10 protein-coding genes are annotated in these 14,263 nt (G+C 49.7%); 3 read left to right on the top strand and 7 right to left on the bottom strand.

The features are described 5' to 3' along the window. The gene (locus tag IMCC20628_RS24360; protein ID WP_156174562.1) at nucleotides 1-1,053 is read right to left on the bottom strand and encodes a retron St85 family effector protein; all 1,053 of its coding nucleotides are present in this window, start codon (nucleotides 1,051-1,053) and stop codon (nucleotides 1-3) included. A gap of 584 nt (nucleotides 1,054-1,637) precedes the next feature. On the opposite strand from IMCC20628_RS24360, the gene IMCC20628_RS17695 reads away from it, so the two are divergent. Further along, on the top strand, nucleotides 1,638-2,330 hold the full coding sequence (locus tag IMCC20628_RS17695) for a hypothetical protein (RefSeq protein ID WP_047031310.1): 693 nt from the start codon (nucleotides 1,638-1,640) through the stop codon (nucleotides 2,328-2,330). Between the two features lie 698 nt (nucleotides 2,331-3,028). On the opposite strand, the gene IMCC20628_RS25190 is transcribed toward IMCC20628_RS17695, so the two are convergent. After that, a complete protein-coding gene (locus IMCC20628_RS25190) occupies nucleotides 3,029-3,646 on the bottom strand; it encodes a hypothetical protein (RefSeq protein ID WP_156174563.1) in 618 nt (205 codons plus the stop codon). Beyond that, complete coding sequence (locus tag IMCC20628_RS17710) at nucleotides 3,643-4,782, bottom strand: relaxase/mobilization nuclease domain-containing protein (protein WP_047031313.1); 1,140 nt, start codon at nucleotides 4,780-4,782, stop codon at nucleotides 3,643-3,645. The genes IMCC20628_RS25190 and IMCC20628_RS17710 overlap by 4 nt, the downstream gene beginning before the upstream one ends. A gap of 594 nt (nucleotides 4,783-5,376) precedes the next feature. Here IMCC20628_RS17710 and IMCC20628_RS17720 point away from each other — a divergent pair. Beyond that, nucleotides 5,377-6,135: a hypothetical protein gene (locus IMCC20628_RS17720; protein WP_082128205.1), complete on the top strand. Its 759-nt coding sequence runs from the start codon at nucleotides 5,377-5,379 to the stop codon at nucleotides 6,133-6,135. A gap of 1,046 nt (nucleotides 6,136-7,181) precedes the next feature. Here the strand turns inward: IMCC20628_RS17720 and IMCC20628_RS24795 are convergent. Together IMCC20628_RS24795 and IMCC20628_RS17725 are read right to left on the bottom strand one after the other, a co-directional pair. Next, nucleotides 7,182-7,784, bottom strand: coding sequence for a nucleotidyltransferase family protein (locus IMCC20628_RS24795; protein ID WP_082128206.1), 603 nt, complete (start codon nucleotides 7,782-7,784; stop codon nucleotides 7,182-7,184). Then, nucleotides 7,781-8,290: a hypothetical protein gene (locus tag IMCC20628_RS17725; RefSeq protein ID WP_156174564.1), complete on the bottom strand. Its 510-nt coding sequence runs from the start codon at nucleotides 8,288-8,290 to the stop codon at nucleotides 7,781-7,783. The genes IMCC20628_RS24795 and IMCC20628_RS17725 overlap by 4 nt, the downstream gene beginning before the upstream one ends. A gap of 995 nt (nucleotides 8,291-9,285) precedes the next feature. Between IMCC20628_RS17725 and IMCC20628_RS17735 the strand changes: the two genes are divergently transcribed. Further along, a complete protein-coding gene (locus tag IMCC20628_RS17735) occupies nucleotides 9,286-9,801 on the top strand; it encodes a hypothetical protein (protein WP_156174565.1) in 516 nt (171 codons plus the stop codon). A gap of 754 nt (nucleotides 9,802-10,555) precedes the next feature. Here the strand turns inward: IMCC20628_RS17735 and IMCC20628_RS17740 are convergent. Together IMCC20628_RS17740 and IMCC20628_RS17745 are read right to left on the bottom strand one after the other, a co-directional pair. Next, complete coding sequence (locus IMCC20628_RS17740) at nucleotides 10,556-11,881, bottom strand: hypothetical protein (protein ID WP_047031318.1); 1,326 nt, start codon at nucleotides 11,879-11,881, stop codon at nucleotides 10,556-10,558. Between the two features lie 113 nt (nucleotides 11,882-11,994). Further along, a complete protein-coding gene (locus IMCC20628_RS17745) occupies nucleotides 11,995-14,217 on the bottom strand; it encodes an EAL domain-containing protein (protein ID WP_197078332.1) in 2,223 nt (740 codons plus the stop codon). Between the last annotated feature and the right edge of the window lie 46 nt (nucleotides 14,218-14,263).

The raw sequence follows: 14,263 nt of genomic DNA on the forward strand, positions 1-14,263 counted from the left end.
TCATGGTTTTCTGAGCCTCGCAGTTGCAGCTTCTTTCAAGATATATTTAGGGATATTCTCGGCGTTCTTTAGACCATTGGCTACAGCGAGTTTGCGTCTGATTGTTGAATTGTCGACCCCCTCATTATAACTGTAATCAAAAGGATCGCCATCAACTAGTGTATAAAAATAATCTTTTCCAGAATAGGATTCTCTTTTTATCCATCTAGCAATCTGTAAACAATATAACTTATTTCGGATATCATTCTTGTTTGCCTTGGGCAATATTGATATTACGCATTCATATAAAACAGTTCGCGAAATCGCCATTGATAGATGTATTATCCAATATGTTATATAGAATAGTTCTTTTCCATCTAGGTCTTTATAAAAATAAGAATTTTGCGCACTATCTAGATGACCTTTAATAAAATTCACAATTTCAGTGTAATGTGGTTTGACAGAGCTAACGTTCAACCCGCCCTTGGCATGCTCCTTCCACGGATACACTCCTAAATGTGAACGGTCTTCATTCGTCACTCTTTTAATTGGGCCATAGCGGACAAACGACTCATTAACTTCGTGATGGCTTGGAATAACAACGCGTAAGGCAAACCTGATGGTATCGTTCGAACTGAAAGCGCCTAACTCCGCAAGCGAGCCCGCGCTCTCAGCGATCACCAGCACAACGGCGGCGATGCGAGCAATATCTTCTTCAAATGTTATCAAATCATCGTAGTGTGTATCACGATAGAGCTGGGTAGCCTCTTCGGCCAAAACAATATCGTATTTTGTTTTAATTGGACGAACACGCAACAAATAGTCACGTAAATTGGCCGCTTTGGCCGCCTCGTCTATTTTGCGTTCCCCGCCGCATAAAAACAAAAATTTGGAAGGCCGCGAAACTCGGGTCTTTTCCAAATTCAGGTCTTTGTACCAATCGACAACTTCCGCAACCAAAAGCTCTTTACCCTTAAAGGTATGAGCATGGCCAAGAAGGACATCGCTCGTAGACGAGGAGCGAAGCGACGAGAGATGGCCTTCTTGGCCATGCTCATGCCGATAAACGCTCACAATAACAGAATGTCTGGCTAAGCGCCCGACAAGAGAAGGAACAGAATTTCTGAACCACTCTCATACGCGTAAAGAGAGCAAAGCATTGTCAAAAAAATTGCAATCAGTCAACAGTCATGCACAAATACTTCCTCAACCTCCACAATCCTTAGTAGAAAATTTTGTTCAAAGTCGGGATGTCGAATATTTGCAGAGAAACGGATTAGCGCGCATTTCGTGCGCTGAACAATTATCAAATTCAACAAAGGTCACATTATCCGCGTTGCAGACCTTCTCGGGCTCTCAATGCTGCGGATCGATCCAATAACGGCTTTCCGGAGCGCGCGCGCAAAATCCGAACCCCGGCGACAATGTCGGCTCCGGGCCGAAAACGCCGATGTGACAGAATTCAGCAAAGGCCCCAGAGGGCGGTAGGCTGGCTTTCGCTGCTTCGGGATTGAATAAATCAAAAGGGACCGCTTCCGGAAAGTCTGGTTGTGGGGGGATTAGCCACGCGCTGCCGGTTCTGGCTGGTTTACTACCTCGCAGTTATCGGTCTATTGGACAGTACATAATTTCAACAGTGTGTAGCAACGGAGCTGAAAATGTCGGATGTGCCTCAAATAATCCGGTCCTCTATCGAGAGTCTGCTGGAGCTCGGCGTCAATTTCCGTCTGCACCGACACTTATTTGATAGGCATGGAGCAGAGTTCCGTAACCTCTTGGCAGAGCTTCACATCAATTACCCAGTCCATTCACTCGGCATCATCGCCACGCCTACAAATATAGAGAAATACCACTTCCTCCATGATCAGGAGATGGTTGCTCCAGAGCAAATCGTCCACATGGTGGGTGACCCGATCTACGATGCCGCAATGGCTGCATATGCCTTTACGATCGTCGAGATGTGCGGTGATGAGGTTGCTGCTCGTGTAAAGCCGAAGGCTACGAAACAGAGGGCATGGCATACTGGGATTAGGCAGAAGGAAGAGCTTCCGCTCGGCGAGGCAATCAGCCAGAGGGCAAAGTTCGCCAAGCCCTTCGATGGCGACGTCAACCTAGTGAATGCAACGTCGGTCATTCGATTGGCGAGGATGAAGGCAGCCCGCAATGAGTTCGCGCACCAAGGCAATCCAACGTTGGGTTTTGGGCAGTTTTTAGAAGACGCGTTGGCCGTCCTTAGCCAAATCTATTTCTTATGTCTGCCTGAGGAAACTCACTTAAAAATTTACCCGTGGGAGGTCCTCATTGACAAGTGGGAAGATGGGAACTTTGAGCATACAGAAGAACCAGATTAAGAGGGGCAGCGGCGACACTTGAGTGGGGTGACCAAAGGTTAGTTCTGCGAACGTCGGCTCTAGTGATCAGCGGCGCATGTATGCGACGGTCGAGATGGCAGTCCAAAGTAGCCGTTCCCGGGGCCCGATCGAAAGGCAGCAATGGGCCTATTCCGTTGAAAAACTCGGGGCACAGATTTTCCCTGCAGTTTTCTAGAAAACGGTTCCGAGAATGGCCAATTCGCGCAATAGAATTTCACATGGATTAGCTGGTTGGAAACAGGTTCTACGATTTCAGCTGTGACGCGTGAAACGCCGAGTTTTTCAACGGAATAAGCCGTTAGTGATGGTCGCCTTGAAAGGTGGAAGACCTCAAGAGTGTTCGAAGCAGCCATTGCACCGAGCGCCGCGTGACTTACGAACGCGGTGCTTCATTCGAGAAGAACAATCGATTAGCGGGTGCATAATTTGGGTGCACGATAGATGCGCAAATTTTCTAGGGTTCGTTCGCCACGAGTACGTGCGCTGCATGTACTCTAAGCCACCAACATACGAGCGTATCGGAGAAGTCAGCATAGCGCCGCCAGTGTAGCGGGACTTCGGGAATTCGCGCATGCGAAAATCGGAAGAGAGACAGCCGCAGGAGAACCGCGATCGAAGAATCTTGCGGGACGGGACCGACTGTCGCTGATTTTGCATTCAACTTTGGGGCTCTCCCATCATAACCGCAGTCGATCGGGATCGGGGTTTGGTCTGGCAACTGGAGGCGGCGCGCCGCCATCACCACCGTTTGCCACAAGCGCAGGGTCATTCAGAACAAATGCCCTTTCCTCTTCCCATCGCGCCGCCGCCCGGAGCATTTTCAGTTCCGTTTGCTCGTCACCATCAAGCCCACGGCACAAGCTTAGCCTTGCCCAGTCTTCATCCCGCTCGATGTCGGTCAGCCAGTCAAGACACACCGCTGGCATGCGGTTTCGAAGCTCGACAAGCGCATCTTTCCTAGTTGCTGCACCCCGAAGATGATCTAGCAGCAGCGAATATGGGACTGTCCCACTCTTTAGGAAAATGTCGACATATCGCGGCGCAATGCCCAATGCTACGGAAAACTGTTTCCTCTCATCTGAAGACCTTTGGAAAGGCGAGCTGGACCTTGAGGAATTGGTGGGCATGGGAATTGAAAGCGTTATGAGCCCGAAAATTGCGAGTAGTTGGTGTGCCGCCGAAAAAGCTGGATCAACTTGCCGTCTCCTTCTTGCGAGCATGACGCGGTTGCGAAAGGCATCGTAGCAATTTCTTCTTGATTTTCGTTCCTCCATTTTTCCTCCGTTGGTTTTCATGGCCGCAGCATCGTGCCATTAGGGTTACGTATATTAGCATCTGAAATAACCCCGCTTCGTGCCTCGTGAATTCTTGCTGACAGCAGCTGCCGAGGTCCCATAATGATCTTCATGAGTGAGGCAGTAAATTCCTCGGCCCAACGCAAGAGCTCGTCTAAATCAACTGTTGTCAGGCTTTGCTGCAATAGCCTTCTATTAGCCCAGCGTTGGGCTACCGGGGTGTAATACGCCCGACGCGTTCTGAGAGACCTCGGAGAAGATCGATCTGCTGTGTTTGGAGCCGCAGGATGGATGTCAGGAGCGACCCGAGCTTGTCGATTTCTCCTGTTCCGCTTTCCGTGGTCGAAACTTCTGCTTTCAAAATGCTGTGTATCTCCTGCAGCATCTCCATCGAAGTAAGGTCTTTTGGTTTCATTGCGGTATGCCTCCCAAATTTTCTTGAATTCATTTTTCCTGAGGCCAGTAGCCCGATGAGCTGCAGCGACGAATTGCCCGTCAAGGGTGACCAGAATGAACCCTTTGTCCCCACTTGCTATGGAAAGGCCTTGCCGCTGCAGTTCTGCCTGGAGTTCAATTACGCCATTGGCGCGAGCAGCCTTTAATCGGGTGCGGTCAAATGCGGGTGAATTGCGCTCGGCTTTATGACGGGCCTTGGACGAAAACCCCTCAATCCTCTCCATAGCCCGCTCGGCTCGTGACAGTTGAATCGTTTCGCCACTCGCGGCTTCGTACTCACGAGCCAATCTTTCAAGACGTGCATAGTCGTGTCGGCTGTTCAAGACGCGGTTTGTCGCAGGATCAATTTCGGCAACTGCCACATGGAAATGAGTTCGGCCGTATTTTTCGTGGAGAACCACAAGACGCGGCCGCTGATCGCCGATCCCGAATTCGGCATCCACTGATCTGACGAAATCGGACAGCTGCCTCGGAGACATGTCTCTGTCGGGACTGATCGACAGATGCCGTATTGAGTACTTGCACCCTTTCGCATCGGCCAGAGCTTGCGCATCTGCAAAAACGTGCCGATCGCCAGCCAGAATCTTGATGCGTTCGTTCTCGTCGTGCTTGTCCAGCAGATGCCGTTCAAGGTTCTGATAGCCGCCCTTTCGAGCTATCCGCGTGACCTGCACGATCACTCTAGCAGCTCCCTGACTTGCATACGCAGACGATCAATTTCACCGAGTGTGAACGACAATTCTTCGCTATGTCCTGTTAGGCGATGCGCATTAACGGCTCGTGTGATCTGATTCAGGTTGCTGCCAATTTTGGCCAGCTGCCCGAGTAGTTTGGTCAACATGCGGACCTGCCGTTGATCAAATCGGACAGAAGGCAATCGAACACCGAGCCCAGAGCGCCTGACGAGCTCGGAAAGGGTCAACCCGCGAGCACTAGCACGAGCCAGCAGATCGTTGCGCTCTTCGTCTGATGCACGAACTCGTATGATAGTTTGGCGCATTCTTCCTCCAAGGGGTCCACGGGGAATTTCCCCTGGCAAGCGGCGTGTGTGTCCACACGCCATTGCTGGCTCCCCTTCTGGTATCTTTAGAAAGTATGAGCTCAGGATTCTGCCGGCGCAAACTGCCTGGAACGGCGAGCATTCAGAATCAGCCAATTGCAGCCCTGAGAAGACATTTGTTAAAACGGTGACAACTGCAGCATGCCCCTTCGATCTCGTCATTCGCTGCTGCTGAAAGATGTCATTGCCAGTGGAATTGCACTGAACGGAAATCATGGAACTGCAGCGCTGCCTGTGGCAGTTTCAATATATGATCGAATTCCGCACTCACGCCGATGACCATCCCGACCTCGCGCTTTCTCCCCTCCTTCGGGGCGCTCTCCTGACCCTGCAATATGCGCAGAAGCACGGATCAATCGGTGTCACCAAAACCAAGGCCTTTAAGCGCGTTTTCGTCCATTGGGCCGTCGAGAATTTCGACTGGCCGGGGAAAAGCGCAGAAGATATGTTCCGCTACAACAAGGTAATCAATGAATACGAGTTCCCACCCGTTGAGGTTCTTCATTTTCTGCTGATTTCCATGCGCCTGGGTCGCCACATCAAGGGTGAGTTTCGGTTGACCAAGCGTGGCACAAAGCTGGCGCAAGCCCCTGGTCACCTGTTTGCCGAGTTGATCCCATACTTTGTGCTCCAGATCGATCACGCTTCTTATGCGCGCTTCAACAACCGACCCTTCGGAACGTGGGACGTCTGGATGAACGTGATTAACGTCGAAGCCGATCATGGCACGACTGAGGCTGCCTTGTTCGAAACCTTCTACGGTGAGCCGCAAGACTGGCACACCGCAGGGTGGCGTGAGATGGCCGCGTTCTCAGCTTGCGTGCTTCGGCCGCTCGAATGGGCTGGATTGCTGATGGAGACTCGCAAAGACGACGGCGGCAAGCATGTATGTCATGTTTTCAAGACCCCGCTCTGGCGCAGCGTGATCAAACTTGACACAGACGACATGCTTCGGCCGATGTCCGTTCAGTGAAAGATTTTTTCACTGCTCCCGATGCATGACTCTGGTGGTGCATAATCGGCGATCAATTGAATCTACCGCCCTAAATTGCCAAACCCTCATAGTTGCTTTCACCGCCCTTTGCAGACATTGGTGTCGTCGGCAGTGAACGGAAGGTCTGCTATCCAAATCAACCGTGCCAGTGAGATATACGAAAAGGTGTTGCGACAGCGAAAGAAGGACCGCGGACTTGCGCTTGAAGCGGACCAATGTGATTCTGTCTCATCAGCGGACATCGCAATAGTTGTCCTAGATCGCATCTAGAGCCTTGAGGTGCCGACCGTAGGCATATGCGTCAGGGCTTCCGAGTGTATATAGGGCTCCGGGTCTGCCGCAGAGCCAGAACTTGTGACCCATCCATTCTGCCTGCTGTGGCATCATATCGATGCCTCGGCATCCAGTCACGCCTTCCCAATACCCTATCGGTCTCAAAGCATGTGCAAAAACAACCTTTGGCCTTAATTCGTTAAATAGGAAGGGAAGGAGACTGTTCTGCCAATCTCTTTCCGTGAGTTCCTTCGCTTTGCGAGATGGTCTCATGCAAACATTCGTCTCTAAAGCGCCGCCGTAGCCATCAGAGATTGCTTCGATTGGCCGCCTGTTACCTTCTTTCTTTCTAGTGTTTTTGTAGTCTTCTTTAAATTTACCCCAAACAAATCCACTTTGGTCAGACCAATAGTCTAGAAATGGCCCTAAAGGGGTAGCCGCATTAATACCAACAATGAACGCCTTGCAGTTATAAGGCGACCCCCTACACACAAATGGACGCGCCAATGGATCGTCCATTTTCTCTGACAAACGCTCGCGAAATGATTGCAGACTGGGCACCACCTGACCGCCTCCCGATCACCAACTTTTCACATATTTGCTGTCGCATCAAACGGTTAGTTGAGACGCCTTGAAACAGAAATAGCTATTTTATTTCATTCAGACGGGATTCAAACGGCGGAAACAACCGCTATGCAATCCTTGGTGGGCACCACCACGAAGGTCTGTAAACCGCCATCTCCGCGACTTCGTCAAGATGTAGCGACACAGAACATCCCAGATTTCTTAGTACCTCTGCAGTCAATTTCTGCATGTACTGGAACTTCTTCCCATCTTTGACGAAGCTTGTTACGATCCAGATACTTAATGAAATCGCTGCGCCTATTATTAGAAATGAAATGTGGTGTTATTTGAAAAACAGGATTGAATAATGCTTCATATCCAAATACTGAAAAAATAATTGGATCGAGTTTTCGATTACTTGTAATGCCAATTGCGCTTACGGTAGTGGGAAATTTTGACATCGCGTCGATAACGCTTGAGTATCTCTCCTCCGAATTGAATGAATGCATCCTTGCCTGATTTCTAACTCGAAATGGCAACCCAGACGTTCTTTGAAGATCGCTCTCTATCTCCCAATCTGTTTCAGGTGATGTGTCTTTCCCGTCAAAATAGATAAGGTCAATGTCTCGCGGAGTTATTGAACGGCTCAATAATTTCCCCCAAGCAAAATCTCGAATTAAACCGCCTACGATGCACCAATTTGGCAAATCAGCTTTGATCGATGTCTCGATAGACGCAGCCACCATGGGCTGCTCATTGAGTAACGCTAGCGCTTTGAGATAGTTTTTCATTCCAGGCGCTTCTTTGCCGCTAAATGTTCCTTATCAGTAATTCTGGGTATATCCCTAGCTGCGCTTTCATATGATGAAGTGATCTCCTTCGCCCAATATGTCGCTGCTGCGTCATCAAACGAGACTCCGCTAGTAATGTATTCAATTCTATTTGATAAAGTTGCAAAATCTTGAATGCTTCTATAGTTTTGAAACGTAGTCATCCGATCAGCCGAAAGCTGCCAGATAGAAGAGGCTAGAAGTAGAAAAGTCGCTGAACTTATGGTAATGGTCGCGACGTTCTGAGTTATTTCTAGTGCCGACGCCAGCTGAGTATTCCCGAAAAAAGTCAATACCAAGAATAGCGCAGACGCTGTGACCGTAAGGAAGTCCCTGACAAAGGAGACCTTTAAGGACTTGTCGTGGCGGCGATCACAAATTTCCTTCATCACAGCAGACTTACGTTGATATCGTTTGCAAAGCGACCGTAAACGCTCTTCGTTATATTTTGGATCGATCTCGCTCAATTTTCAATTCCTAGCTCGTAGCAGATATCAATTATTGGTGCGCACGCACAGGGGCGAGGCCAACAATTAGAGCATTGTCCGCCTCTGGTCCATTGAGAACATACCAACTAGTTCGGTCGAGCAGCCTCCTACCCCACGCGGTCATTTCCTCGCGCTTACAGCCAAGGTCAGGTCCCCGCCCCGTAAGGATTTTTGACCTGGTTTTTCGCATTGGTGATTTCGGCTCTGAGCAGACATCGAACCCCTCTTAGCTCCGAGACTGATTTGCGCGTCCATCTCGGTTATTGAGGTCGGGGGCTATCGAGCATAGGAAGTGACCGTAAATCCGCTATACTCTTCACATCTCGAATAGGGTCGTTGGCGGATTGGCTGCTTTCTGGCTGAACCAGATTAGAGCCGACGTTTCACAGAGAGGCCGTAAGCTCGCTATCGCCATGTTGTCCCAGTTCGCGAAATCAGGGAGTATTTATGATGATGCAGCCACACTTCCATCACTAGGCAACAGCGGATAGGTCAGCAATTATCGATTGTGAAACGGTACATGCGAAAGTAGATATTATACCATAGACATCATCGCAAATCTCCTAGAACAGACGGAAAATAGCTATGAAGAACTTTAGTGCACGAAATCCACTTGGGATCATCGCGCTATTCATATCTCTCATATACGGGATTTCCGCCCTGCTTTTGGGGGCATCCGTTGATATGCTTACACCCGACAATCAAGAGCGCTTGGTATGGTTTATCATCTGCTTTCCAGTCGGAATCCTGTTGGCGTTTCTGTACTTGGTAACATGGCACCACCGGAAACTTTATAGTCCCTGGATTTTAGGACCGACGAAAGTTTCCTGACTTCAGGTGATCCTGCTGCGATTGGTAGAAAGTACATCGCAGAAGGTGAAACTGCGGAAGGTAACACAGACCTCGCGCTCGGTGACGATGAGGTCTCGTCTGGAAAAGGTGCCACCAATGGCCCACTTACTGGGTCAGCGGGTGTGGAGGAAGAAAGCGAACCGAGCAGCGAACAGGAGTTGTCCGCTTTTCAATTAAAGAGAAAATCTCAATTCAGTTCAAAAAATTTCGCTGCTTATGCCTATATGATTGAAGGGCTTGTAATGCAGGAATTGCAGAACGAATACAAAAGCTCAATTCGAAGAGATGCTGCATTCCCCATGCCCAATGGTCGCACGGCTCGCGTTGATGGACTGATCGAGGGCTCCTCAGGCCCGATTATTGCGGAGATAAAGTTAGTTCGCCCACAAGTTGATTTCTCACGACGGCTCCGAGACGGGTTTATACAGTTGCGCTCTTACATCTCGTCCGCTCGCGAAATCGTGCATCCTAAAACTTCTGGCATTTTGGTCCTCGTACTAGACGGTCATTTCAAAGAGGATCAGTTAGAGCGGATCGAAGAGGCTGTAAGAAAATCTCAGAAAAGCGACATTTCAGTTCGGATTCTGAAGTCCGACGATCTTATGATTAAGTATGGTCTTGCCTCACCGCCATCGTGAAGCTTGGCTACCTCATTAAAGACTGCCAATATCTGGTCGGTGGATTACAATCGCAGTCGGGTTTTGCGAAGTTGTTGTCGAACGACTAAACTGGGGTTAGTTGCTGTCCCTAGCCGATTTACCACTGAATGGCAGCTATCGTAGGTCAGGTCCTAAAAGTGGACGGACCACTGTCGGCCCCGATGCCTACATAATCCCGCCAAGCACAGCGACCGTCACCCATAGGGCCGAAACAAAGTGAAGGGCGGTTACGCCGTTTACAAAGTGCGCATTGCGGTACGACTGCGACTGACAACGAATAGATCACTCAGACGATGTGGGCATCTGAAAAGCCAAACGTGCTGTACGTGCTTCCCTGCGAGCCTTTTCAGCCACTATAAACTTCAAATGGGCTGCTGGCCCATTCGAGCACGGACATCGCGTTTGGCTTTGAAGTTTTCGGGCGTAATCATGTGCTTTTTCCGATATCCCCGCTCTATTGAGTTCTCGGGAAAAATATCAGAGAATTGTAAAAGTAAAGTTGTGTTGGAAAGAGCCGTCCGAATGGCTTGAAATCTCGAAATTGCTTTGCTGCACTCGCGTCTCCCAAACCGCTAGGTTTGAAGGCTGGACGACCGTGCCAGAGCTGGTGATGATGTGGACCCGCGTCCAGGCCAAAACGTAGCCCTCCACCGCCCCCCCTAAACAGCCTAATAATATACTCTATATAAGGAAAACGGGACAAAAAATACTTAAGCTATTAGTTTTTATCGTTTTATTGGCTGTCCGTTTCGTTCCGAATTGGCAGATACTGGGCAAGTGTTTCCCGGTCTGGGGCTATCCACTCGCCTGATTTTTCCAAATCAAGCATGCGTGCAAGCGCCTCCTGGGATTCATCATAATAACCCTCCATCGACTCAAACCAATCTCGAACGTATGCAAGCCTCGCATAGCTCTCTGGGGCTTTTTCGGCAACTTTGTCCATAACGTTGAGCGCATAATCGACTGTAACGAAAACATCATAGCAAGCGGGGTAACTCGCCATGAATTTGTCGAGTTCGACCATTTTGAGCGCAATTATGTATGTCGCCTCCCGGACAGTCGGATCAGTGATATCTGCTGCAAGAAACTGCAGCCGCTCGCACATGTCACCGGGCAAATTTGATTCATAGGCGCGTACGATCCAAGGCAACACAGGGCTCATATCCAACAAGGGCTTCTCAAATCGAAACAGAGCGTCCAACCGATCGAGAGGGAGAAAAACGCCGCTGTAGCCCATATCCATCAGCGTCATGACATCCTGCACAATTGGGTCCGCCCAAAAGTATTTGATTTTCTGATCTCGGGGCCGTGATGGCTGCTGTATCGAAACATAGACATTGAGGCGCGCTTGTTCATCAATCCATGTTGCGGCTTCTGAAAGTGATCCAAATCGGCGCTCCCGGAAGACCGCGCATAAATCATCTTTCGTGACAATATTGTGCCCGATCTTGGCGATCACCACCTCGCTTATCAGCGCTCGGAGCTTGGCAACCCTGGAAGTCTGGGTTGATTTCGGAACGATCCGCTCCTCATCTCGTTCCCATAAGGCGTTTGCCAGATCGACCAATTTCATCAGTCCAGCGTCAGTTCGATCAAACGTCGCATCCAGAATCCCAACAAGTTTTTGGGCTGGCTTTGAAAGCTTGCTTATCTTTGCCATTCGGCGCGGTGCAATACCCTGTCGCTTCAGGTGTCTTGCTACTGTGCTTTTTGATTGACCTGTGAGTTTGGCGGCGTTCCTGACCGTTGCCTTTCCATAGATTTCACCAGCCATCTCGAAAGCCTCTGGGGTCATTAGGAATGCTGCAGCACGTTCTTCTCGACTTCGCTCAGGCCTCCATTTTGGTGGGTTGTATCGCCGCATCGTCCAGTTGACGACATCGTTGATAACTCGCTTGTCTTCCTCTTCGCTGACGCCTTCGGAGCCAAATTCCCGCCGCCGATGTTGGAGAGCAGCTTGACACGCCCGCCGCAAGCCTTCGGCATTTTTTCCGCTCTTGTTCGCATACGCGTATGCTGCCTGACGGACGGCATTGAATGTGCCTTGGCTGCCACTCATGATTTTTTCAGGCTCCGTTACTCGAATGAATTATCAAGGAAGCAGCCGCCGCAACAGATGTCTGTAATTCGCGATCCCGCGTGATACACCACTGGCTGCTTACTGGCCCGCAGCTAAGAAGCTGACTCTTTCCCGGACCCCATTTCACTCTTGGCACCCAGAAATTGGGCAAGGCTTTGCGCATCCATCGGCCTTGCATAATAATAACCCTGACCAAAGTGACTGCCAAGCGCCGAGACGAATTCAAGCTGACCCTGTGTCTCTATACCCTCGGCGATCACTTCAAGGTCCATTGACCTCCCCAGCCCCACGAGAGCCTGAACAATTGCCGTATTGCTGCTGTTTTGACCAAGGCCCAGAACAAAGGATTTATCAATCTTGATGCAATTAATCGGGTAATCCCGAAGATGACTAAGCGAGGCGAAGCCCGTACCGAAATCATCAAGTGCGATCCGGATGCCCTCCGTAGAGAGACGCTCAAGTACGTTGCGAACGCCCAGACTCTCATTCCCCAGAAAGACGCTTTCAACAACTTCGATTTTGAGGTCGCTTGGCGATAGGCCATGCCTGGTCAGTCCTTTCAGGACCCTATCCGCGTAGGCATCTGACTGAATACATGAGGAGGAGGCATTGATGCTGACAAAATCAATATCGAGACCACAACTCTTCCAGAGCGAAAAATCCCGCAGCGCAAGATCGAGCATCACCTCATCGATTTCCCTGGCCGATTGTGGTTCGCATAACGCATGCCAGAAGTCCGCAGGCCCCGATACCGTACCGTCATTGTTGCGAATGCGGGCAAGGGCTTCCACACCGCTAATCTCTTGTGTTTTGAGGTCTATGATCGGCTGATAATGCGGCTCCAGCCGTTCCTTTGTAATAGCTGACCTGACAAGCAGCACAGACTGCCGCTTTTCTTCAAAAGCATCGGTGATCGCAGGGTCATACACTTTTACACTGCATCGCCCATTCTGCTTGACATGATACAAAGCCAAATCCGATTTCAGAAACAGGTCGTCTTCAGTGGCAGTACTAGTATCGTGTGTCGATACGCCAATCGAAGCGCCTACGCGAATTTCATGCTGTTCGTACTTTATCGGCAGATTAATCTTATCAACCAGTTTGGTCGCAAGCTCTTCTGCGATCTGAGTGTCAGGCAGCGTAGTCAGCAGTACAGCAAATTCGTCGCCACCGAGGCGCGCACAAAATGCATTTCCGGGGATCGATTGGTCAATTCTCCGAGCGACGGTGCGAAGGACTTGATCACCTGCCAAATGGCCGAGATTGTCATTGATGTTTTTGAAATTATCGAGATCAATCATCAACAAAGCTATCTGATCGTTTTCAGCGACATCGGCATTAAGCCGCTTCTCGATCTCGCTGTGAAAATAGTGCCGATTGGCAATTCCCGTCATACTGTCCAAGTTTGCGGCATGCCATAGCTTTTGTTCTTGTTCGTGTTGATCGGTAATGTCCTTGATAATACCAATGAGGAATTTAGTGCCATCTTCGCCGTGTTCTATTTCTGCTATTGAGCGGACGCGCCGCTTGTTTCCCTTCGCTGTGATGAAGTCGCACTCGATCTCGTATGATGTGCCGTATTCAATGCACGCATTGATCTTCTGAGTTAGCCTTTCCCTCTCGTCTTCCGGATAAAAGGCTATTGCCTCCTCAAGACTAGGCGGTTGAGTACCAGCGAGTTCGTGTATGGCAAATACTTGCGGTGACCATATGGTCACGAAGCTCCCTGTGTCTAATGACCAGGCACCAATTTCAGACATTCTTTCAACTTGAGAAAGCAATTTGCGACGCTGACGAGCGTTCCGCTCAGCGGACTTGGCTTCGATCGCCGTCACGTGTGCGCGGACAAGACCAACTACAATATCCCGAAGCTGCGTCAACTGGTTCAGTTGGGCTTTTGTAACTCTTCTGGGTTTTGTGTCGACAACGCAAAGCGACCCGATATTAATTTTCCCGTCTAACGACAACGGAATTCCGGCATAAAAACGGACAAATGGTTCGCCTGTGACTAAAGGGTTGTCGCGAAATCGTTCATCCTGCGTTGCATCCTCAACAACATGGGCTCCGCTATCAACGAGCGTGTAGTTGCAGAAAGCATTGTCTCTACAGGTCTCGTTTCCGTCAAATCCGAACTTTGCCTTGAACCATTGAACATCACGATCCACAAAGGAAATAAATGCCATTGGGACTTCAAAGGCTGCAGCTGCTAAAGCTACGATGGCATCGAATTCTGGCGTAGATTCCGTATCCAGTATTTTCAGTTTATGAAGCGCTTCAAGTCGCTCGGCTTCATTATGTGGAACGGGATAATCCATTTGGGTACCTACTGCATTCAACTCAAACCAAACTCGAATGATAATC

It is taken from the genome of Hoeflea sp. IMCC20628, from assembly GCF_001011155.1.
Lineage (GTDB): Bacteria > Pseudomonadota > Alphaproteobacteria > Rhizobiales > Rhizobiaceae > Hoeflea.